Genomic DNA, 20,125 nt, shown 5'->3' with positions numbered 1-20,125 from the left:
AGTGCGTTTCAATGTGCCACGCATCGGCTATTAAGGGTTACGATGTCACTGTTGTTTGCTTTATCGTGGTTCGGTAATTGGTAATTAAGCAAGCATTGCTGATGACGCGCTTTGCCCCATCGAACGTTCAACTGTCCGCTTTGCTCCGGTAGGCGAGCAAAGATGCGTCTTCCCTGGCCGACGACACCCACAACGCTATGATTGCTGTCATAGACGTCAGCGCCGAACGGTACGTCGGTATTTTCGTCAAGCATAATCAATGCGGGTGTCCCGTAGGTTGTGCCATAGCTGAGCTTAACCACGGCACCGCTGTACGGTGCCACTTTTTGACTGGTCAAATTCAGCTCAATATCATTTGGCAAACCTTTCGGATCGAGGCTTACCTCATTCATTTGCCATGCATTGAGGTAGGGCACCAGCGCATAGCCGAAACGGTCAATGCTGACTCCGGGATAACTACTGACGGCAGCGCCTTTGGCGCCTTTAGCCTCAACCAGGGCCACTGTGTTCGCGGTATAAGGCGAGAAGGTGATACCACCACTGTGAAGTACGGCCGTGCCGTTCATGCCCAGTGAGTAATTGTGATAGTTTTTACCTGCCCCAGTTGCAGCTTGAAGCGTAGTTAAAGACGTGCGTAGCGAACTGTTAAAGGTACCGCTGCTGGAACCACCCTTATTCGCGTTCGCGGCACTCACGCTATAGCTGAGTGCATTGCTTTCCAGTGCGGTACCGCTCAGCCCCATTTGCTCACGCATTCGGCCTTCATTATCACGATTCAGGTTAACCGACATCTGGCTAAATACGTTTTCGCTTGAGAACGGAATGCTCATACTCAGCATATAGCGAGTTTCATTTCCACCTTCACCATTGCGGTTGCGACTCGCACTCAAACTGTAATTGACTTTGCCAATGTGGTTGTTATAACCAAACTGGTATTGATGATCGCTACCATGTTGATTCCAGTAGTCTTGTTGGAACAGGCTGGCATAGATGTTTCCCCAACCCTCAGGTAATCGCTGGTTAGCCGTCAGCCCCAGACGGCTCTTGGGCCTGTATAGCTCGATCTGTCTACTATTTTGTTCCAGAGCCTCACGCAGTTGCATGGCCGAAATGAAATCCATGTAGCCTTCAGTAGAGAAACGATAGGCCGCCACGCTGATATTACTGCCGGTCTGCTGAATCATATGGCTGTATTTCAGTTGATAACTTTCCCCGGACATCATTCGGCCATACTGCTGATATTGATGTGGCAGCTCAGTTCTGGCGTGCGTGACATCGAATGAGAAAGCACCTACAGGCGTGCCAACAGCGAGCCCTAGCTGTGCCGCTTTGTAATCCTCGTTACCCTGAATGCCGGTATAAGCCGTAAAACGATTGGAAAGCCCCCGACGCCATGTAAACTCTGCCAGTAACGGTTCATTTTCTACCCAGCCTTTACGCAGAGAACCCACGGTGGCACTGTAATGTGTGATGCCCGGGCGCAGAAGGTTACTGGTTGAGGCAAAGGGCACGCTCTGGCGCTGTACCGAGCCGTCTGCTTCTTCGATAATGACCTCAAGTTCGCCACCGTAACCGGTGGGGTAGAGATCGTTAATTTCAAATGCACCCGGCGCTACGGTCGTCTCCAGCAACAAACGATTTTGCTGCATCACTTTCACTTTGGCATTGGTTCTGGCAATGCCGGTAATTAAAGGCGCGTATCCGCGCTGGGAATTTGGTAGCATTTGCTCAGCATTTACAATTTGGATACCGCGAAAAGCAAGCGTATCAAATTGTTCGCCGGTGGTTTGTGTATCTCCCAACGTAAAACGGCTCCCAAAATCTGGGAGATAGCGTTGAACGTAGGTTTCAAGTGACTGATAGTGGCGACCGAAATCATTCTGCCAGTTCAGGCTGCCATTATGGCGAAAATGCCATCCTGATAAATTAATACCACCATTGATGCCTGCATAAAGCGCATCATTTTGATTATGATGAGCCACATTACGATAAAAGTTGGTATTGTAGTTTAGTATTCCGGCTGTAATGCCTTGATCCCATATTTCTGGATTAACATAACCCCGGGGACGTTTGATGAGATAAATTTCGGCAATCGATATGTTAAGTGTCTGTTCGCCGGTATCCAGCTCGAATGAAGCTTCGGGAAAAATCTTGTCAACCGGCAGGCATTCATCATCGCTCGCGCTGTTGAATAATTTAAGTGACTCTTGAGTGAGTTTGGTAGTATTAAACTCTAGCTGAACATAGTTTTTTTTTGGCCAGACATATTGAACCCTCAGCATTCACACCCGATCCATCTGCAACCTGGAGATCGTATTGCCCCATTGGATTGCTATTTATAATGACCTCAACGTTGTATTTACCGGGCAACGGAACGCCTTTTTGAAAACGGCTGATATCAATGCTGTTTTTGCTTGTTGGATTGATAAAGTTAGTATTAAATTCAACAAAAGAGGTATTGGCTGCTTGAGCAACAGGAAAAAACGCCGTAGCAATGGCAATCGCTAATGGACAAAGCTTAAGCGTGCTGTTGATCTTAAAATTAAGGTTCCGTTCCATCATATCTTCCTGTAACTACATTTTATAATCTGTTTTGCAGCATTATTTCTTTTCGGTTTCAATGAGACGCATAGCGCCATAGTCATTAATAATGAATGGATAGTAATTTTGTGTGTTGCGGCTGAGCGTAAAGGTTTTTGTTGCGCCTGGGGTTATCATCCCACCGCTGCCGATACTGACTTTACCGTCTCGATCTTCTGAGAAGTAGGCAATATTGATAAAGTAGGGCGTTGGGTTGGTGGCCGTTATCGTGGTGCCATTTCGTGCCCATTTCATTTGCTGCGGTGCATCGCTGGCGTGAGTTAATAAGCCTGATGGGCGGAAAAAAAGTTTCAGACGAGAGCGGAAAGCCATCTGAAGCAGATTTTTTCCTTCTGTGTTATTCACCCTGGCAGGAATTTCAAGCACGTTAAGATAGAAAATTGACTCTTTATCTTGCGGTAACGCTTCGCCGGTATAACGTATACGTAACGATTGACCTTTACCGGGGTCAACACGGTTGATAGGCGGGGTCAGCGTAAAGGGGGCTTGCGCATTGTCAGGACGGGACTTTGGATCACCAGAATCAATCCATGACTGAATTAAGACAGGTGATTTACCATTGTTTGTCATTTTAATGGAGACTTCTTTGTCTTTTTCTGGATATATGATCCTCGTACCAGAAATAATCACTGCACTTTGAACAGAGAAAGCTAAAAAGGCAGAGGATAAAAGTATTATGAAAGAGGGTAGTTTCATATTCATAACAAACTCCTTATTCAGGCGAGCACAATGCTCGCCTGTGGTCATAACAAATAAATAATCTTGTTATTATTCGTAATCGATGCTGAAATTGACCTGGCTTTTAACAGTACCTGGCGTGGTTGCCCCTAAGGCATAATAACGCACGGTATACGGCAGGCTTGCGGAACCACTGCTCATATCGTTGCGGGTAGTGTTTGTGGTCTGACTGGTGTTGCCCACCTGTAATGGGAGATCTGTTGCTTTGTCTACCAGTTGTAACTGTACGTTGGTCGCACCGTCTGCAATGCCTTCGTCAGTGTTCAGCAGGTTATAAGTTGTGTTGTCTACCGTAGATCCATTTTCAAAGAAGGCCGCAGCTGTTGAGGTGCTGGTTACGCCAGTACAGTTGGCAAGCTCAATGCTAAAACCAGTATCACCTATCGTCGCACCTGGAGTCTGCAACAGCGAGGTACTTACCTCTGGCAGTACAACTGTTGCTGGTGAAGCCTGGCCGTCAACGGTGATATCACAGGTGGTGTTGGTCAACTTACCTTGAAAATAAATAGTGCCATCGGATGCCTGAGCCTGCATGCCAACTAACCCAGATACTAATGCGGCAGCGATAAAGGTTTTTTTCATGTTCATTTTACAAACTCCATGTATGTTAAAATACTCATGCCGTTAAATTGGCATAAGTATGAGCATCAAAATTTTCAATACCCAGTTTTCACGAAGGAAAATATAATCTCAAATTACATCCAATCTTCCTGGAGGTGCTTTTGTTCGAGAGTTATATATGCCTTCGATAATTAAATGGTAATGCTGACTTTTATTTCAGTAAAGCCAAAATCCAAATTGGCGATAAAAATAGGACAAAATTCTTGGTTTTTATGTGCGCTCACTTTTTAAGTTAAGAGTTTTATCTTAGAAATGTAATTGAACCGAGGATGTTTCAAGTGATTGAAACTGTATTAGATTTATCAGTTATATCCGTAATAATTATTTGTTATCCTGACATTATATAAGAAAAAATTCTTACTTTATGTAATGTCTCCTGCTACGAAAATGAGAAACTCTAAGGTAGTGAATATTTTCAATGATTTATTCTTTACGGTAAGGGGGTCCGCGTCTTGATACTCTGGAGCTCTATTCGATAGCGTAGATGCCAGGACGACATTCATCCTGGGGCGCTACTGTCAAGAGTAAAAAAATAGCTGGAAAACTTTTATGTTGCTTTTTTGTTATCTAGTTGTTTGTTTGTGGATAAAATTTGTCAAATAATGCTTTATATTTATGTTAAGAGTGTTTTTTTGACGAATAAATAACCTTTTATGAAAGCGAAGTTGCGGTTAAAGAACGAGAAGTCCGCATTAAAATGAGACTATTCTTAATTCTGAATAATCGTTATACGCGCCATCAAGTGTTGGTGCTCGATAATTACCATGAGTGATAGTAACGATAATGTAAAAATATATTTTAAATAAATACAATTAAATTCATATAATTACACGTTCGCCAAATACTACAGGTAAATATCATTCTTTTTATGTAAAAGACGAAAGCATGTACCCAGCTTTGCATTTTAGAGTAAATCTTAAGAATTTCTAATCGATTTATGCCAGGATTTTTCCACTTAAAACAAAGATTGCTTCTTTGTAACTGGTGATGAATTATCGAAATGTTCGGACTTAAGGGAAGGAGAATGACTTGACACGTTATGGAGAATGCTATGGGAAAAAAATTGAATGTTGCTGAAGGCTCATGCCGGGAATCTACAATTACTATTATTACTCAGGATAAGTACTTCTTTTTAGCGCTAAAGTATTTAATCAATTCTATGTTGCCCGAAATTCTTAATGAAAAAGGTATTCTCTATAATGTTGCCCATTGCGAGAGTGTATTTCATATGAATTATCAAAATGAATTACAATGTCCAGAAAGATTGCTTATCGCAGATTACGATGTGCGATTGATTGGGAATTCTCATGTGCTTAAATTAATTCAGGGAATGAAAATCTTCAGATCAATAATGCTGGTCATTCACAAGGAACTTCCTCTGGCTGGTGTTGATGGTTGCCTGTCTAAAGGTTTGTCAGTTGATGAGATTAAAAACACTCTCCGGGACTTTATTTTGCGAACGCCAGTATCAAAAAATATGGATAGCAACCATTTGCTGTCGCGTTTTACATCTCGCGAACACGAGATCATTCGAATGATATTAAAAGGTAAGCGTGTTGATAGTATTGCAAAAACATTGAAAGTGAGCCCCAAAACGATCTATGCGCACCGGACACGTATTTATCAGAAGGTTGGAGTGCGTAATCTTCAGGGGCTGTTTCAGCATGAAGGGTTGCTAACACCGGAGATCGATTGGCCAAAGGCCTGAGGCCTTAAAATAAGTATGAAATTCAGCGGGTGGCTCAAACTTACTCAGACAACTTAAATTCAAAGTTCTCACCATAACGCTTTCAGCCTGGGTGTAATCTGAGGAAAACGATAATTAATTCTGAGCCACCCTATATTTTAGTGGATGCGTAAAATTCGTTAAACCTAACACACCCTGCCATTCGCACCGGTACCTTGATACAAAAGGGCGCACTGCCGGGCAATATCTCAGGTTGTATAGAATTCAATCCTTTCGCGGCTCCTCACGCAGAATACGCGAGCGGCAGACATCCAGAATTTCGTCAGCGAGCGCAGAATTATCCGGGCAGGCACGGGACAACACCAGAGCCCCGACAAGATGTGCAAAGGTGTCTATCAGGTCAGCACGTGAGACATTTTCGTCACTTAACATTGCCAGCTGACGTTCAACCCCGGCTGCAAAGGTCTCTTTGATGGACCCGGACTGACGGGCGGTGTCGGTGCCCAGGGCAGACATCACACAACCCCTGGCCATATCATCGCGATGCTGTCGGGAGAGGTAATATTCAATGAATTTTTCTCTGTCCACACCCGCCAGGTTTTCCGCGGCGTGTACAAAACCACAGTTCATGGCTTCTGACATCAGGTCAGCCTTTGAACCAAAGTGCTTATAAAACCCGCCGTGGGTTAAACCCGCCGCAGACATCAGCTCCGCCACGCCCACGCCGTCATAGCCGCGCTCACGAAAAAGTTCTGATGCCGTTTCAACAATGCGCATCCGGTTTTCCCGAACCTGCTCTTTTGACACTTTCATGCTTTCCTGCCCCCATACAAAACAAGGCTCAATTATACATTGATGATGATCATAATCAAACCAGTTGACTTTATAGATTATGATCATCATCATTAAATCCATGTTCCCGACGGTGCTTCGCAGAGTTATGCGCGCTCCGTCAGTCTGACTGAGATCAGCAAAGAGAGCCGGACATATCCCCGGATTTACCTGCATCGAACAGTGCAGATTCTGTTCAACATTTAATAAAGAAGATCACATATGACGAAAACTTCAGTTCTCATTACAGGCGCATCGACGGGTATTGGTGCTGTTTATGCGCAAAGATTTGCGAGCCGTGGACATGACCTGGTTCTGGTTGCCCGCGATAAAACAAAATTAGACGCACTCGCCGAGCGTCTGCGACAGGAGAAGGGCGTTTCTGTAGATGTTCTGCCAGCCGACCTCACTCAGGCAGCGGATTTAGCGACGGTGGAAGCTCGTCTTCGTGAAGACGAAAAAATAGGGGTGCTGATTAACAACGCAGGCATGGCACAGTCGGGCAATTTTACCGGCCAGACGCCTGAGGCAATTGAGCGTCTTATCGCCCTGAACGTCACTGCGCTGACGAGGCTTGCCAGTGCCGCGGCGCCACGGTTTGTCAAAACCGGAGAAGGCGCAATCGTCAATATCAGTTCCGTCGTTGGGCTCGCCCCGGAATTTGCCATGACGGTTTACGGTGCCACCAAAGCCTTTGTGCTTTTCCTGTCGCAGGGATTGCATCTTGAGCTGTCCTCCGCGGGCGTTTACGTCCAGGCAGTACTTCCGGCCGGCACTTACACCGAAATCTGGGAGCGTGCAGGTATTGATATCAGTAAGGCACCCGAGATGATGGAAGTGGGTCAGTTAGTTGACGCAGCCCTGGCCGGCTTTGATCGTCGCGAACTCGTCACCATCCCTCCTTTACAAAATGCTGCCCACTGGGATGACCTGGAGACGGCGCGTCAGGCTCTGCTGGCGGATATCAATCAGGCTAAAGCGGCAGAACGGTACACAGTGTAGCCACGGGGATTCGGCATAACCCTATGCCGCGTTGTTTACCTGCAGCGTGTTGTTGCGCTGTAGGGTGAGCAGGACTCCATCAAGAGAGCGTAGTGAGAATGACAAAAAAACGTGTAGCACTGGTGACCGGAGCTTCTTCGGGGATCGGTGAGGCGTCGGCTAAAAAACTGCTGGCCGCGGGGTATACGGTCTATGGCACCAGCCGGCGCGGTGCGCAGGCAGGTACACATCCCTTTGCGTTATTAACGCTTGATGTGACGGACGATGCGTCCGTGAGCGCCGCCATTGAGGCGTTACTGGACCTGGAAGGGCGGATAGATTTGCTGGTGAATAATGCGGGCTTTGGGGTTGCTCCTGCGGCCGCGGAAGAAAGTTCGATTGATCAGGCCAGGCGTATTTTCGACACCAACTTTCTTGGCCTGGTCAGAATGACGCGGGCAGTGATCCCGCACATGCGCCGTCAGGGCAGTGGCCGCATCATCAACATTGGTTCGATATTAGGGATTGTCCCGCTACCGTACGTGGCACTGTATGCAGCCAGTAAGCATGCGGTTGAAGGGTATACGGGCGCGCTGGACCATGAACTGCGCGCACAGGGTATCAGGGTTTCCGTGATCGAGCCGGCCTATATAAAGACACAGTTCGACGTAAACAATTTAGAACCTGACGCGAAGCTAGAAGAATATGAACCGCTCCGGGCTAAGCTGAACAACGTCGTCAGCAAGGCAATGGACGAGGCGGAACGTCCGGAAGTGGTGGCTGATGTGGTGGTAAAGGCTGCCCAGTCTTTACGGCCTAAGGTGCGTTATACGGCGGGCACGCTGGCGGGGAAACTGAATTTCATTCGCCGCTTTGCGCCTGCTTCACTTCTGGACAAGGTAGTACGCAACAGTCTTCAGCTCGACGCGAAAGAATAAGAATATGAAATTTTCTCAACTGGCTATTCTGACTGCCGGGTTGTTTTTCATCCTGACGGCGATATGGATGTTCTTCCCGCAACTGCTGTTAACGCAGTGGGGAATCACGCCGACACCGGGAACTGATGTGCTCGGCCATCGCTCTGCCGCCCTGTACGCGGGCCTGGGGGTGATGTGTTTATTCGCCAGGCACGCAGAGCCCTCGCTGGCACGCTATGCCCTGGCAGCAGGGATCGGTACGTTATGTTTGATTTTAGCCGTGTCCGGCGTTGTTGAGTGGTATGCAGGACACGTTAATGGGCAGATCGTTATTGCAGTATTTATCGAGCTATTCCTGGGTATCGCTTTTTTACTCAGCAACAGCGTTGGTAAGAAACACGCCACCGGCAAACCCGGCAGAGTAAAAGACAAATGAATAAGAAGACGATGAAAGCATTTACGTTCAAACGCTATGGTAAATCCCCTGAACTGGGATTCGACGACGTCGATTTTCCGTCCCCTGGTGATGATGAAATTCTGGTCAAAGTGTATGCAGTAGGTCTGAACCCGATCGATAACATGATCCCGACCGGCATGTTCAAACGCGTTCTGCATTTCAGTCTCCCCACGACGTTGGGCAGTGACGTGTCCGGCGTTGTCGTTGCCACAGGACGTCGCGTGACGCGTTTCAAAGCAGGCGACGAGGTGTTTGCCAGTATTTTTGACAGGGGAACGGGTTCGCTTGCTGAATTTGTGCGGGTGCCAGAAAACCTTGCAGCGTTAAAACCCGCCACCCTGGATTTCGTACAGGCAGCGTCGCTTCCGATGGTCAGTCTCACCTCCTGGCAAGCGCTGACGGAACGCGCGAAGCTGCGAGCGGGGCAGAAAGTATTTATCCCGGCCGGCTCCGGTGGAATTGGCAGTTTTGCTATCCAACTGGCAAAACACCTTGGCGCAACGGTAGGGACGACAACCAGCACCGCCAACATTGACTGGGTGAGCCGCCTTGGTGCAGATGAGGTGGTTGACTATAAAAAGCAGGAATTCGAAAAAGTGCTGAGCGGCTACGATATTGTCCTCGGGACTATCAGAGGTGACGCGATTGAGAAATCCACCCAAATCCTTAAACCGGGAGGGAAGATAGTTTCCCTGATCGGGCCGTTAGATACGGCTTTCGCACGGGAAAGACACCTCAATGTTTTCCTGCGTTTTGTATTAGGACTGTTGAGCCGCAAAATCATGCGACTGTCCAAAAAACGAGGATTAACCTATTCGTTTCTCTTTGTCCGCCCTGATGGCAGCCAGCTTAGCCAAATCGCTGAACTCATGGACGCTCAACGCATCAAGCCTGTTATCGACAACGTTTTCCCCTTTGACGAAACTGGCGACGCCTTCGCCTATCTGGCTCGCGGGCATGCAAAGGGGAAAGTGGTGGTTAAAATTCATGAGTGATAGCAACGAAGGCTTGCCTTTGCGCTAAGCATAAATGACCAGAGTTATCGCCTCAGGGAAGAGGTATAGTCACTATCACCGTTCGTATCAGTTATAGCCTTCCGTCTTCATCGCATAACGCGGCCAGATATCAGGATCGTGCCCGGGAATAATTTCCGCATTATGCATCTGGGTAACCACTCTTAGTTTTGCCACCGATCGTGCCACCTCACTGGCCGATGTCATCAAGCCAGGCAGGGCCTTATCCTGAAAATGGTCAAGCGTATAGGCAGCATCTATCGCCAGGGTGAATGATTTTCCACTCGGCAGGGAGACGACAAAAGATTGATGACCCGGGGAGTGGCCTGGCGTGTAAATGATTTTCAGAACGCCGTCGCCATACAGATCAAAACCGTCATCGGCATCTCCTGCCAGAAACTGCCATTTGAGACCTTCGCGATGAAAATCTTTCCGACAGTAGGCCCCGGCGGTAAACCAGTCCGGTGAAAAGGCATAGTCGTACTCAGCACGCTGTACAAGATGAGTGGCTTCAGGAAAGCGGCCAATCGCGCCGGTATGGTCAGAGTGGAGGTGGGAGAGTAAAACATAACGCACCGATTCTGGCCTTATTCCGAGATTTGCCAGTTGTCTTCTACAGCCCTGGTTTGTATCCATGATGGGTTGATACTGGTCAACAGTCGGTCCCCAGTAGGCGCGGGGATCCTTCAGCCCTTCCACTGCAAGACCACCGTCAATAACAACATTCCCCTGCGGATGCGTCAGTAAAAACCAGGGGACAGGTATAATGTAGTCGGCGCCTTCACCCTGATTCATCCTGATATCGTGATATTTACAACGCTGATAGCCCGACTGGAACATATAAAGCCTGATATCTGACATGCTTCTTTTCCCGTAAAAAATGAAATCTTCTGTACGCCATAGCTAGAACAGCCGTGGACGCACAGATTTTCATTAACAGAAGGGCCTGGCAGTAGAGGGGCGGGACCACTTTCATTTATCGGTTTTACCAATATAATCAGTGAATGGATTTACTTACGGCAATGCGTATTTTCATTCGGGTGGTTGAGCGCGGAAGCATGTCTGCCGCTGCGCGCGATCTCGGCATCGGACAGCCGGCGGTCAGTGAAAGGATAGAGCGTCTGGAAGCTCATCTTAATACCCGCCTGCTGCGACGTCACACGCGCCGAATGTCTCTCACCAATAGCGGGACGCTGTTCTATGAACGGAGCAAAAGCGCCGTTGCAGCGGCTGACCATGCGCTGGCAATCGCGGATAATGGTGAGGCAATTAGTGGAACCCTGCGCATTGCCGCACCCTATGGTGCCGGGGAAGAGTTACTTATGCCCGCCCTGCTTAAACTGCAATTGGCCTATCCGGGCATAAACATAGATCTGGTGCTCAGTGACAGAGTGACGGACCCGGTCACCGAAGGTGTGGATATCTCGCTACGTCTTGGTGAGGCGGGGGAAGGATATTATGTTGCCCGCCCGTTGGGGAAAATTGCGCGGTTGCTGGTGGCCTCTCCCGAATATTTGCAGCGTTATGATATGCCCCGTACACCGGATGAGCTCGCCCGACATGCGTTTGCTCGTGTTTCGGGCCTGTTTATGAATAACCATGTGACGCTGATCGCGCCTGACAACGCATTACTCACCGTCCCTGTGAGAATAACATTCACTTCCAGCCACTGGCGGCCGTTACGTACTGTGCTTCTGGCAGGAAAGGCAATCGGGGTATTGCAGTCTCCGGTTTGCCGACAGGAGATTGCCGACGGGCATCTCGTACCTGTGTTACCCGACTACCTTGTTCCTTCATTCCCTGCATATCTACTTTATCCCCCGGCTAATATCATCTCCGCTGAAACACGAGCATGTGTCGCTTTCCTTGAAAACGAACTTCGCACAAGCCTTACGCGCTCGGTAACAAAAGGGCAGCCATAGTTCTCAAGCTGGAATACGAGGCTGTTAGATGAACGTTGAACAAAATTTCTTGCCTGCCTGAGGTACACCCCGGTTAATGGCTTGCCCAGTCGAGCATGCGTCATTCGCTGCTACGGCGCGGCAACTCTCCGGAAGCTAAATATTCTGCGCGGGTTTGAAACTACTGCAGTGACGTCTTCCCCCACTGCCTGACGTGTTCAATCAGAGCCCGCAGCTTGGGGGCCATATTTCGACGTTGCGGGAAATACAGATAAAACCCAGGAAAAGGCGGAAGAAAATCATCCAGTAATGAAACAAGCTGTCCTTTTTCAATAAATGGCCTGAACGTTTCATAGGTTGCAAAGGTAATTCCTCCCCCCGCAAGCGCGAGCCTGAGCATGAGACGGAGATCGTTGGTGGTGATATGCGGTTCAACCGCCACGTCGAAAGGTATTCCCGCTTCCTCAAATTCCCAGCGATAGGGCGCGACGTCTGGCGATGGGCGCCAGCCGATACAGCGATGGCGGATAAGCTCTCGCGGATGGCGCGGTGCGCTGTGGGCCGCCAGATACGTTGGTGATGCCACCACCACTTCCCGTTGCTGTCCCGTCAGAGGGACAGCAATCATGTCTTTTTCGATCACGTCACCGAGCCTTACGCCGGCATCAAAGCCCGCTGCCACGATATCAAATTCGTCATCCGACACGACGATATCGATGGTGACGGCAGGGTTAGCGGCTGCAAAGGACGCGAGCAGAGGGCCTGAAAGAAATTCTTCTGCAATTGAGGTGACAGCAATTTTCAGATGCCCTCGCGGCCCGTTGTCAGAGAGAACGTCTTCGCACGCCGCGTCAATCGTTGATAGCGGTACGGACAACGATTTTCGCAGCCGTTCTCCCGCTTCAGTCAGGTTTACCGAACGCGTGGTGCGCATGACAAGCAGGGTCCCGAACGTATCCTCCAGGCGTCTGATCCCCTGGCTGACCGCCGATCGCGTCACGCCAAGACGTTCGGCGGCAGCGCTGAAGCTACGTTCCTCTGCGACAGCCAGAAACAGAGGTAAAAGATTAAGGTCGATTTTCATTGTTCAGGTTTGCTAACCAGTGTGTACACCAGTGGCAGGATACACGAAACAATACCCTCGTTCTATTATCCCTCTGAACTCAACTGAAGGAGTAAATCATGGATAAAGTCATCTTGATCACCGGTGCATCCAGCGGTATCGGAGAGGGTATTGCACGAGAGCTTGGCAATGCAGGCGCGAAGTTATTACTTGGGGCACGCAGGAAAGATTGTATTGAAGCTATCGCTGCAGAAATCCGCAGTACAGGCGGGCATGCGGAAGCCTGCGAGCTGGATGTCACAAATCGCCAGTCGATGTCTGATTTCGTGCAGGCGGCACTGACTACGTGGGGGCGTATAGACGTTCTGATCAACAACGCGGGAATAATGCCCCTTTCTCCGCTGGCAGCGGGTAAATATGATGAATGGGAACGTACCATTGATGTGAATATCAAGGGCGTGCTATGGGGGATTGGCGCCGTGCTTCCCACCATGGAAGCGCAGGGCTCCGGTCAGATAATCAATATTGGCTCTATCGGTGCTCTCTCTGTGGTGCCGACAGCCGCCGTCTATTGCGCCACAAAGTTCGCCGTTCGGGCGATTTCAGATGGCTTGCGACAGGAAAGCGCCAGCATCCGTGTCACCTGCGTCAACCCCGGTGTGGTGGAAAGCGAACTTGCCTCGACCATTACTCATCCGGAAACGCAGGCGGCAATGGAGGTATACCGTTCCATTGCACTCCAGCCGGCTGATATTGCCCGCGCTGTTCGGCAAGTGATTGAAGCGCCTGAAAATGTTGATACAACAGAAATCACGATTCGACCTACCGCGTCTGCGAACTGAACTGGCTAACGCATATTCACCACGAAAGCTGCCTGTAAGGCAGCTTTTTTTGTCGCGTCACAGAGTGCAGGGTGAAAATTGTATGTGTATTGAAAAGGTCATAACGCGGGCCAGACAACCGGTTTGGCCCGCATGACAAACTTACCACTGCTGCTCTGTGGGCATGATGAACAATTCTGCCACGTCGACATGGTCCGGCGCGCGCAGCACATAAAGGATGGAATCAGCAATATCCTCTGACTTCAGGAACGTCATGTGTTCCTTCAGGTTTTCCATCTGTGCACGGTAGTTTTCGTCAGTAATGTGCTCGAATAATTCACTTTCAACCGCGCCTGGCTGAAGTGAGGTTACGCGAATATTGTATTGAGACGAAAGCTCCATGCGTAATACATCTGAAAATGCGGCTACCGCATGTTTCGTCGCGCAATATACCCCGAGTCCAGCGAACGTTTTTCTGCCCGCAATCGAGGAAGTATTGATGATATGCCCTGACTTTTGCGCTTGCATCACCGGTAGTACCGCGGCAACCGTGTTCATTAAGCCCTTAATATTGACATCAACCATACGATGCCACTCCTCCAGTTTGAGACTGGCGATGTCTGAAATGGGCATGAGTCCGGCATTGTTAAAGGCGATATCAATGTGGCCATAGGCGTCGTGCAGTTTCTTCACGCCGTCGAAGACTGACGCCTGGTCAGTCACATCCATTTCCAGCGCAATGGCTTCTCCGCCGAAGGTCTTGATTTCTGACACCAGCGCCTTGAGACGATCCCGGCGGCGGGCCGCGAGTCCCACTTTGACCCCCTCTCTGGCCAATTTAATGGCGGTGGCTGCGCCGATACCGCTTGATGCACCGGTCACGATGGCTGATTTACCGTTGAGTTCCATGATTGATCCTCTTATGCGTTTGTTTCAGCGCTTCAGCAAAGAACATCTGAAGTTCGGGTCAATCATGTCTGCAAAAGGCACTCTCTTCGCGCGGTGGTTTGCTCACACTGTCGGTGTTTTGCTACGCATATTTTCGTGGCGATACTGAGAGGGCGAAATACCGGTGTGCTTGCGGAATATGGCAGCAAAATGGCTGGGGCTGTTGTAGCCCACGGTCAGGGCAATGCTGATCATCGAATCCTCTGTCTCGGACAACAGGCGGCGCGCCGCTTCCATTCGCAAGCGGATAAAATAATGGGAAGGCGAAAGCCCGGTAGACTGTTTAAAGACCCGGCTGAAATGGAATTCGCTAAGCTCGGCAAGGCCAGCCAGACGTGCTAAGTCAAAGGGGTGAGCCAGCTCTTCATGCATCGCCTTAAATACCCGGTGTAATTTATATGCCTGCAACCCGCCGTGGTGTCGCTTTGCCGATGTCCGGTAAGCACGGGAGAGATGTACGGCAAGGGCTTGAGCGATACCCTGGATGTAAGGTCCACTGGGTGGGTGCTGAAAATAAAGCTCTGCGCGCATAAGTTCCAGCAGGGCTGACAGTGTTTCATCGCGTTCGCCCGACACTTCCCGCAGCTCAATATCCTGCATCATGGACACACCAATATAGACGTGCATAACGATGAAAGGGTAGTCTGGCTCGGCTTGCCATCTCATCTCTGTCGGAGAGGTGTCGGTCGTGAGAAAAAAATCACCTGCGGTAACGTGGTTTTCTGACCACTCTCCGCCCAGAGGCCGTTCTTCCACGACGGCCCGTCCAGAGAGTATCCAGACAATAAAGGGCTCTGGCACAGCCGGGATAATAACGTTGTCCTGTCTCTGCCGGCGCGCCAGAATTTGAATGAAGACATCCCGGGAAGATTGTGCCCGATGTTCCTTGAGCAATTCGCCCGGAATGTACGCTTCGAATGATTCAGCGGAAGTACGTTGAGCCATATTCGTCAATAACGTCTCTTAAGCCAGTTTCACAAGGTTTAGCGCGGGAAGGGGACCACCCGGGAATTGTTGCAGATATCCCCCAATCTCAAGACTCCCTAAGTCTATACTGGCGAAGCCCATTCGGGTGGCTAATTCTTCAACGTCTGCTTTTGCATCAGCGTGGTCGCCGGAGATAAAGACCACGCGGCGCCCGCCAGATTGGGACGGATCTTGCGCAAGAACGTTTGCCAGAAGCGTGTTGAAGGCTTTGACGACCCGGGCTCCCGCTGCCCATTCTGAAACGCGCTGGGATGAATTTTTACCCCCCAGATCTGCAAGGGTGTAGCCCGGCAAAAGTACCGGGTTAGTCGCGTCAATCAGAATACGACCCTCCCAGTTCACCCCACTTAATGCGGCCTCGGTTCTGTTCCAGTTGGTACTTATAAAAACGATTTCGGCTTCGGCAGCCTGTTGTACCGTTCCGGCGCGAGCTTTGTCGCCTAATGCCTCAATCACTTCAGCCAGGCTGTCCGGGCCACGACTGTTACTGAGGATGACATTCACGCCTGCGTTGACCAGCTGGTGGGCAAAGGCTTGTCCGATAGCGCCTGCACCAATAATGCCGACAGTATTTGTTTTCATAGTTTATTCCTTAAATGAACAGATGCGTTGATGTGTTTGGCTAGGTTGCTTAAGAACATGAAAGGAGAATAGTGCTCACCAATCTATCTGTGTAGCCTATATAATTAGATGGTATACATCTAAAGGAACGATACATGCTGGATGGTATGTCGATTGATCAACTGCGTACTTTCATTGCTGCGGTTGATGAAGGCAGTTTCTCGGCCGCAGGTCGCAAACTTCGCCGGGCGCAGTCCGTCGTTAGCGCTACGCTGGCAAATCTGGAATCTCAGGTAGGCTTTCCTTTATTTGTGCGAACGGGACGTTACCCGAAACTGACGGAGGCGGGGGCAGCCTTACTGGAGGCCGCACGCCATACGCTTGCGGGAATGGACGCGTTTAAGGCTAAGGCGCGTATCCTGGCAGAAGGCCTGGAACCCGAACTCGCCGTGTCTGTGGATGTGATGTTTCCGATAGAGGTCCTGACCGCAGTCGTGAAGGAATTTCATGTGGCCTTTCCCGGCACACCGTTGCGTCTTTATGTTGAGGCGCTGGGGGCGGTACTTCAGCCGTTGCTGGCCGGCAACTGTCGGGTCGCGATTATCGGCTCGCTACCGGATGTTCCGACCGGGTGTGCCTCTGAGTTCCTGCTCAGTGTTCCTGCCGTAGCTGTGGTCTCACCCGATCATCCTTTGGCTAAAATGGCTGGCCCAATTCTTCGGCCGGTTATGGAGAACGCTGTGCAGCTTGTATTGGCTGACCGCTCATCACTCACGGCGGGGCGCAACTTTGGCGTGATGTCGGCTAAGACGTGGCGTTTGGGTGACATGGGGGCAAAACATGCATTCTTGCGTGCGGGCCTCGGTTGGGGTTATATGCCTTTGCCTATGGTTGAGGACGATCTTGCTAATGGCAGACTGGTTATCCTGAACCTGGAGATGCAGCCCGATGTTGGCCCTGGTTTTTCCATGCATGCGGTACATATGACGCAATATCCTCCAGGGCCAGCCGGACGCTGGTTTATTAATAAGCTTAAAACGCAGTAAACCAGGTTATCTGGCGGTCAGAGCACCAGATAACCGATATCCTGCATCAGAATGTATAAAATGCCCCGACGGTAAAGAGAAGATATTCATCCTTTTGCACAATGGGGCTGCTGCTTACACGGTCTGCAAGCGTGATATACCCTAAATCCGCATAGCCGGACCAGTTATCATTAAATGTGTGTTGCCAGTTAATATCGTAATTCACACTGTTTAATCCGCTATCCGCGTTGAAAGACCTATATCCGGAATGGTTACTCTGGTTTTCATTCACCCCAAACCAGGTATTATTATACCGTGCGTCGCCGTATTTTCTTTCGGTACTGATTAGCAGAGTATCTGTGTCGTTAGCAAAAAGAACGACATTAAGTTTAATTTTATATTGCATTCCCTGGCTTTCCGTCAGCGGTGCCGTAATATTTCCCTCAAAGCCTATCCAGGGTGCCATCCACCATCCTGCCGTGGTGGTGGTATTCATTACGGTATTAATCTTACCCATACCTTTAAGTTTATCAGAGCCTTCCTGAAGCCAGGCGTTTCCGCTATCCGTGCGGCCAAGGGAATACCCCAGAGCTTGCCCTAGGTAAACGCCATTACTGAACTGATGGGAATAGACGATACCTTTGTCAGTATTGACGGACCAGTCATCGTAAGTCCATCCGAAATACGGCAGCGTATTGACATCATATTTATTCGAGCCGGTATATTCAGGCGCATATTGTGAACCCACGCCAATCGTGACATAAGATGCTTTTTTATCTGATGATGCCTGTGAAGCGAACGATGCTGCGATGAGTGTTACTAAGGCGATTTTTATTTCCTTCATAAAACTTCCTGAATGAATTATGCTTATATCTATGAATTGCGGAGTATGCGGGCGGTCAATCAATATTCCTGCAAGATTTAATCAAGATTCCATCAAGGTGCGAATGTGAAACGTGTTTTAATTATTGAAGACGATTTGGATGCCGCGAATGTGCTTGAGGCTTACCTTAAGCGCGATCAGTTTCAGACCTCATCGGCCAGCAGCGGTAACCGGGGGCTTGAACTGGCATTCAGCTGGAAGCCCGACATTATTTTGCTGGATGTGATGTTGCCCGGCATGAGCGGGAACGATGTTCTGCTGGCCCTGCGCCGGCGCAGTGATATTCCCGTGATTATGATCACCGCCATCCGCGACGGCAGCGACAAAATCAGTGCCCTGCGATTTGGCGCGGATGACTATGTGGTGAAGCCCTATAACCCGGGTGAGGTGGTCGCCAGAGTCCATGCTGTACTTCGTCGTTATTCCGGCGAGCGCAGCAGCACGCTTATTGAGTACCGGGGACTGCAGGCAGATACAGAGTCCATGACGGTAAGCGTTGAGAGCGAGAACGGGCAACGGACAGCGCTGGATTTAACGCCGACGGAACTGCTGCTGCTGATGACATTTCTTAAGTCACCGAATAAGGCTTTCACCCGTCAGGCGCTTCTTGAAGCGTGTCTCCCAGAAAGTGAAGCCCTGGAGCGCGTTGTGGACACGCATATCTATAACTTGCGAAAAAAACTCGAGTCAGCGGGGCAGACTGATTTGCTGATAAACGTAAGAGGGATCGGTTACCGATTTGCAAATGCATGAAAAAGTTTACGTTATCTCCACGAGGCGAACCGAGTACGCTGTGGAACTGGATATGCAAGCGGCTGATATCCCTGGCAGTCGGAAGTATTATTCTTATTGCCTTTTTTATGTGGGTGCGATTTTTTGTTGAAAACAAATGGCACGCCTACCGGATGCCAGAGGCCGTCAGGGCTGAACTCTCAGTTCTGAGCAAGCACCCTGAACAGAACATCAACCGCTATCATGAAATTATCGACACCTGGTATGGGCTGTCCTACTCAGATCCGACGATGGGGATTAAGGACTGGGTCATTCTTGGCATCCTGGTTCTGATATTCATACCGATTATTTTTATGCTTACGCTGAAAACAGCGCGCCCCATATCCCATCATATTAGCCGGCTTGCCGGTGCGGCACGGTCTGTTGCTGAAGGCGGGTTTGGGACCCGCGTGCCCGTCCCGGACAATCTGCCGCTTGAATTGCGAAGCCTCAGCGAGAACTTTAACGGGATGTCGATGCAGCTGGAACGCTACGAGAAAGATTTGAAAAAATCGCATGTGATCATGGCACATGAATTGCGCTCGCCGCTGACGGCTGCCATCGGTCGCCTGCAGGGCATTATGGACGGCGTATTTGAACCCAGTCAGGCCCAGTTGAACATGATCATGCAGCAGATGAATGATTTAAACAGACTGGTTGACGATCTGCATCTGTTAAAACTGGCTGATGCCAACCAGCTGAATTTGAGCCTGGTATCAACCAGCCTGGACCAGATAATCCGTGAGAAAGTGGCATGGACGATGCCTTCAGCCCAAAGGGTGGGAGTGAACATTATCTACCATGAGGGGGAATCTGTGACCTGTCGGGTTGATCCGTACCGGATAGGCCAGGTCTTTTTGATCCTGATGGACAATGCTCTGCGCTACGCTGCGGAAGGGGGCATCCTGGATATTCGTTATCATGTCAGCGATAAAAAGATATCTGTTATTTTCCGCGACAACGGTCCGGCAGTCCCGGACGCACTGCTTGAAACCATATTTTCACCGTTTGTGCGTGAGGAGCAGTCCCGTTCACGACATACCGGTGGGTCCGGGCTTGGGCTCTCTATTGCCCGAGCGATATGCGAGGCGCATCGCGGTACTGTCTTTGCAGAACGGAATGCCAGCGGAGGGCTATCGTTTACGATGACGATACCGCTAAGCGAAAAGGAACAGCATTGACGGTTCCTTAACAAAGGGTGAACTGAATCTTGTAAAAATTGAGTTTAAATACATGGTAAACGGGGGTTTACCATGTCACCTGAATTACTTCTCTCTCTGCTTTCTGCCTTTCGTAAAATGGTACGATGTGGATGTTTT

21 protein-coding genes are annotated in these 20,125 nt (G+C 49.6%); 10 read left to right on the top strand and 11 right to left on the bottom strand.

Annotation, left to right across the window (positions count from 1 at the left end):
- Positions 1-8: 8 nt before the first annotated feature.
- The 4 genes from QRN24_RS05720 to QRN24_RS05705 all read right to left on the bottom strand — a co-directional run bounded on the left by QRN24_RS05720 (position 9) and on the right by QRN24_RS05705 (position 3,927).
- Positions 9-2,282: a fimbria/pilus outer membrane usher protein gene (locus QRN24_RS05720; protein ID WP_284942471.1), complete on the bottom strand. Its 2,274-nt coding sequence runs from the start codon at positions 2,280-2,282 to the stop codon at positions 9-11.
- Positions 2,227-2,559 carry a FimD/PapC N-terminal domain-containing protein gene (locus QRN24_RS05715; protein WP_284942470.1) on the bottom strand — a complete coding sequence of 111 codons (333 nt, stop codon included), beginning with the start codon at positions 2,557-2,559 and terminating at the stop codon, positions 2,227-2,229. Before QRN24_RS05715 ends, QRN24_RS05720 begins: the two co-directional genes overlap by 56 nt.
- A gap of 42 nt (positions 2,560-2,601) precedes the next feature.
- Positions 2,602-3,303, bottom strand: coding sequence for a fimbrial biogenesis chaperone (locus QRN24_RS05710; RefSeq protein WP_032678329.1), 702 nt, complete (start codon positions 3,301-3,303; stop codon positions 2,602-2,604).
- Between the two features lie 66 nt (positions 3,304-3,369).
- Positions 3,370-3,927: a fimbrial protein gene (locus tag QRN24_RS05705; RefSeq protein WP_236900307.1), complete on the bottom strand. Its 558-nt coding sequence runs from the start codon at positions 3,925-3,927 to the stop codon at positions 3,370-3,372.
- 1,084 nt (positions 3,928-5,011) lie between these two features.
- Here QRN24_RS05705 and QRN24_RS05700 point away from each other — a divergent pair.
- A complete protein-coding gene (locus tag QRN24_RS05700; protein WP_158701866.1) occupies positions 5,012-5,668 on the top strand; it encodes a helix-turn-helix transcriptional regulator in 657 nt (218 codons plus the stop codon).
- 243 nt (positions 5,669-5,911) lie between these two features.
- On the opposite strand, the gene QRN24_RS05695 is transcribed toward QRN24_RS05700, so the two are convergent.
- Positions 5,912-6,460 (bottom strand): TetR/AcrR family transcriptional regulator, encoded by a 549-nt coding sequence (locus QRN24_RS05695; protein WP_284942468.1) that lies wholly within the window; start codon positions 6,458-6,460, stop codon positions 5,912-5,914.
- A gap of 240 nt (positions 6,461-6,700) precedes the next feature.
- Between QRN24_RS05695 and QRN24_RS05690 the strand changes: the two genes are divergently transcribed.
- From QRN24_RS05690 to QRN24_RS05675, 4 genes are all read left to right on the top strand, one after another.
- Positions 6,701-7,480, top strand: coding sequence for an SDR family NAD(P)-dependent oxidoreductase (locus tag QRN24_RS05690; RefSeq protein WP_025203939.1), 780 nt, complete (start codon positions 6,701-6,703; stop codon positions 7,478-7,480).
- Between the two features lie 98 nt (positions 7,481-7,578).
- Positions 7,579-8,397 carry an oxidoreductase gene (locus tag QRN24_RS05685; protein WP_284942467.1) on the top strand — a complete coding sequence of 273 codons (819 nt, stop codon included), beginning with the start codon at positions 7,579-7,581 and terminating at the stop codon, positions 8,395-8,397.
- A 4-nt stretch (positions 8,398-8,401) separates the two neighbouring features.
- The gene (locus QRN24_RS05680) at positions 8,402-8,812 is read left to right on the top strand and encodes a hypothetical protein (RefSeq protein ID WP_138013927.1); all 411 of its coding nucleotides are present in this window, start codon (positions 8,402-8,404) and stop codon (positions 8,810-8,812) included.
- Positions 8,809-9,828: an NADP-dependent oxidoreductase gene (locus QRN24_RS05675; protein WP_284942465.1), complete on the top strand. Its 1,020-nt coding sequence runs from the start codon at positions 8,809-8,811 to the stop codon at positions 9,826-9,828. Before QRN24_RS05680 ends, QRN24_RS05675 begins: the two co-directional genes overlap by 4 nt.
- Before the next feature lie 87 nt (positions 9,829-9,915).
- Here the strand turns inward: QRN24_RS05675 and attM are convergent, their stop codons facing one another.
- The gene (attM, locus tag QRN24_RS05670; RefSeq protein WP_252067984.1) at positions 9,916-10,707 is read right to left on the bottom strand and encodes an AttM family quorum-quenching N-acyl homoserine lactonase; all 792 of its coding nucleotides are present in this window, start codon (positions 10,705-10,707) and stop codon (positions 9,916-9,918) included.
- Between the two features lie 161 nt (positions 10,708-10,868).
- On the opposite strand from attM, the gene QRN24_RS05665 reads away from it, so the two are divergent.
- Positions 10,869-11,768 carry a LysR family transcriptional regulator gene (locus QRN24_RS05665; RefSeq protein ID WP_047955720.1) on the top strand — a complete coding sequence of 300 codons (900 nt, stop codon included), beginning with the start codon at positions 10,869-10,871 and terminating at the stop codon, positions 11,766-11,768.
- Between the two features lie 160 nt (positions 11,769-11,928).
- Here QRN24_RS05665 and QRN24_RS05660 read toward each other — a convergent pair whose 3' ends face one another.
- Complete coding sequence (locus QRN24_RS05660; RefSeq protein ID WP_063214319.1) at positions 11,929-12,831, bottom strand: LysR family transcriptional regulator; 903 nt, start codon at positions 12,829-12,831, stop codon at positions 11,929-11,931.
- A gap of 98 nt (positions 12,832-12,929) precedes the next feature.
- Here QRN24_RS05660 and QRN24_RS05655 point away from each other — a divergent pair, with 98 nt between their 5' ends.
- Positions 12,930-13,652 carry an SDR family oxidoreductase gene (locus QRN24_RS05655; protein ID WP_020882398.1) on the top strand — a complete coding sequence of 241 codons (723 nt, stop codon included), beginning with the start codon at positions 12,930-12,932 and terminating at the stop codon, positions 13,650-13,652.
- 141 nt (positions 13,653-13,793) lie between these two features.
- Here the strand turns inward: QRN24_RS05655 and QRN24_RS05650 are convergent, their stop codons facing one another.
- From QRN24_RS05650 to QRN24_RS05640, 3 genes are all read right to left on the bottom strand, one after another.
- Entirely contained in the window at positions 13,794-14,540 is a 747-nt protein-coding gene (locus QRN24_RS05650) for an SDR family oxidoreductase (RefSeq protein ID WP_198922398.1), read from the bottom strand.
- A 102-nt stretch (positions 14,541-14,642) separates the two neighbouring features.
- Positions 14,643-15,524, bottom strand: a complete 882-nt coding sequence (locus QRN24_RS05645; protein WP_284942463.1) for a helix-turn-helix domain-containing protein — start codon at positions 15,522-15,524, stop codon at positions 14,643-14,645.
- 18 nt (positions 15,525-15,542) lie between these two features.
- Positions 15,543-16,148, bottom strand: a complete 606-nt coding sequence (locus QRN24_RS05640) for an NADPH-dependent F420 reductase (RefSeq protein ID WP_032678321.1) — start codon at positions 16,146-16,148, stop codon at positions 15,543-15,545.
- Positions 16,149-16,294: 146 nt separating this feature from the next.
- On the opposite strand from QRN24_RS05640, the gene QRN24_RS05635 reads away from it, so the two are divergent.
- Positions 16,295-17,173, top strand: a complete 879-nt coding sequence (locus QRN24_RS05635; protein WP_350225034.1) for a LysR family transcriptional regulator — start codon at positions 16,295-16,297, stop codon at positions 17,171-17,173.
- 46 nt (positions 17,174-17,219) lie between these two features.
- Here QRN24_RS05635 and QRN24_RS05630 read toward each other — a convergent pair whose 3' ends face one another.
- A complete protein-coding gene (locus QRN24_RS05630) occupies positions 17,220-17,996 on the bottom strand; it encodes a MipA/OmpV family protein (RefSeq protein ID WP_284942461.1) in 777 nt (258 codons plus the stop codon).
- 105 nt (positions 17,997-18,101) lie between these two features.
- Here QRN24_RS05630 and QRN24_RS05625 point away from each other — a divergent pair, with 105 nt between their 5' ends.
- The gene (locus QRN24_RS05625) at positions 18,102-18,788 is read left to right on the top strand and encodes a response regulator (protein WP_020882404.1); all 687 of its coding nucleotides are present in this window, start codon (positions 18,102-18,104) and stop codon (positions 18,786-18,788) included.
- Positions 18,785-19,987: a sensor histidine kinase gene (locus QRN24_RS05620; protein ID WP_086532427.1), complete on the top strand. Its 1,203-nt coding sequence runs from the start codon at positions 18,785-18,787 to the stop codon at positions 19,985-19,987. The genes QRN24_RS05625 and QRN24_RS05620 overlap by 4 nt, the downstream gene beginning before the upstream one ends.
- Positions 19,988-20,125 lie beyond the last annotated feature (138 nt).

The organism is Enterobacter sp. MEB024 (assembly GCF_030209635.1).
In the GTDB taxonomy this organism is placed as follows: Bacteria; Pseudomonadota; Gammaproteobacteria; order Enterobacterales; family Enterobacteriaceae; genus Enterobacter; species Enterobacter ludwigii.
This window is presented reverse-complemented; position numbering and strand designations above follow the sequence as displayed.

Coding starts and splice junctions, on each gene's coding strand:
- QRN24_RS05720 (WP_284942471.1), bottom strand. CDS start 2,282: ATGCTGAGGGTTCAATATGTCTGGCCAAAAAAAAACTATGTTCAGCTA.
- QRN24_RS05715 (WP_284942470.1), bottom strand. CDS start 2,559: ATGGAACGGAACCTTAATTTTAAGATCAACAGCACGCTTAAGCTTTGT.
- QRN24_RS05710 (WP_032678329.1), bottom strand. CDS start 3,303: ATGAATATGAAACTACCCTCTTTCATAATACTTTTATCCTCTGCCTTT.
- QRN24_RS05705 (WP_236900307.1), bottom strand. CDS start 3,927: ATGAACATGAAAAAAACCTTTATCGCTGCCGCATTAGTATCTGGGTTA.
- QRN24_RS05700 (WP_158701866.1), top strand. CDS start 5,012: ATGGGAAAAAAATTGAATGTTGCTGAAGGCTCATGCCGGGAATCTACA.
- QRN24_RS05695 (WP_284942468.1), bottom strand. CDS start 6,460: ATGAAAGTGTCAAAAGAGCAGGTTCGGGAAAACCGGATGCGCATTGTT.
- QRN24_RS05690 (WP_025203939.1), top strand. CDS start 6,701: ATGACGAAAACTTCAGTTCTCATTACAGGCGCATCGACGGGTATTGGT.
- QRN24_RS05685 (WP_284942467.1), top strand. CDS start 7,579: ATGACAAAAAAACGTGTAGCACTGGTGACCGGAGCTTCTTCGGGGATC.
- QRN24_RS05680 (WP_138013927.1), top strand. CDS start 8,402: ATGAAATTTTCTCAACTGGCTATTCTGACTGCCGGGTTGTTTTTCATC.
- QRN24_RS05675 (WP_284942465.1), top strand. CDS start 8,809: ATGAATAAGAAGACGATGAAAGCATTTACGTTCAAACGCTATGGTAAA.
- attM (WP_252067984.1), bottom strand. CDS start 10,707: ATGTCAGATATCAGGCTTTATATGTTCCAGTCGGGCTATCAGCGTTGT.
- QRN24_RS05665 (WP_047955720.1), top strand. CDS start 10,869: ATGCGTATTTTCATTCGGGTGGTTGAGCGCGGAAGCATGTCTGCCGCT.
- QRN24_RS05660 (WP_063214319.1), bottom strand. CDS start 12,831: ATGAAAATCGACCTTAATCTTTTACCTCTGTTTCTGGCTGTCGCAGAG.
- QRN24_RS05655 (WP_020882398.1), top strand. CDS start 12,930: ATGGATAAAGTCATCTTGATCACCGGTGCATCCAGCGGTATCGGAGAG.
- QRN24_RS05650 (WP_198922398.1), bottom strand. CDS start 14,540: ATGGAACTCAACGGTAAATCAGCCATCGTGACCGGTGCATCAAGCGGT.
- QRN24_RS05645 (WP_284942463.1), bottom strand. CDS start 15,524: ATGGCTCAACGTACTTCCGCTGAATCATTCGAAGCGTACATTCCGGGC.
- QRN24_RS05640 (WP_032678321.1), bottom strand. CDS start 16,148: ATGAAAACAAATACTGTCGGCATTATTGGTGCAGGCGCTATCGGACAA.
- QRN24_RS05635 (WP_350225034.1), top strand. CDS start 16,295: ATGTCGATTGATCAACTGCGTACTTTCATTGCTGCGGTTGATGAAGGC.
- QRN24_RS05630 (WP_284942461.1), bottom strand. CDS start 17,996: ATGAAGGAAATAAAAATCGCCTTAGTAACACTCATCGCAGCATCGTTC.
- QRN24_RS05620 (WP_086532427.1), top strand. CDS start 18,785: ATGAAAAAGTTTACGTTATCTCCACGAGGCGAACCGAGTACGCTGTGG.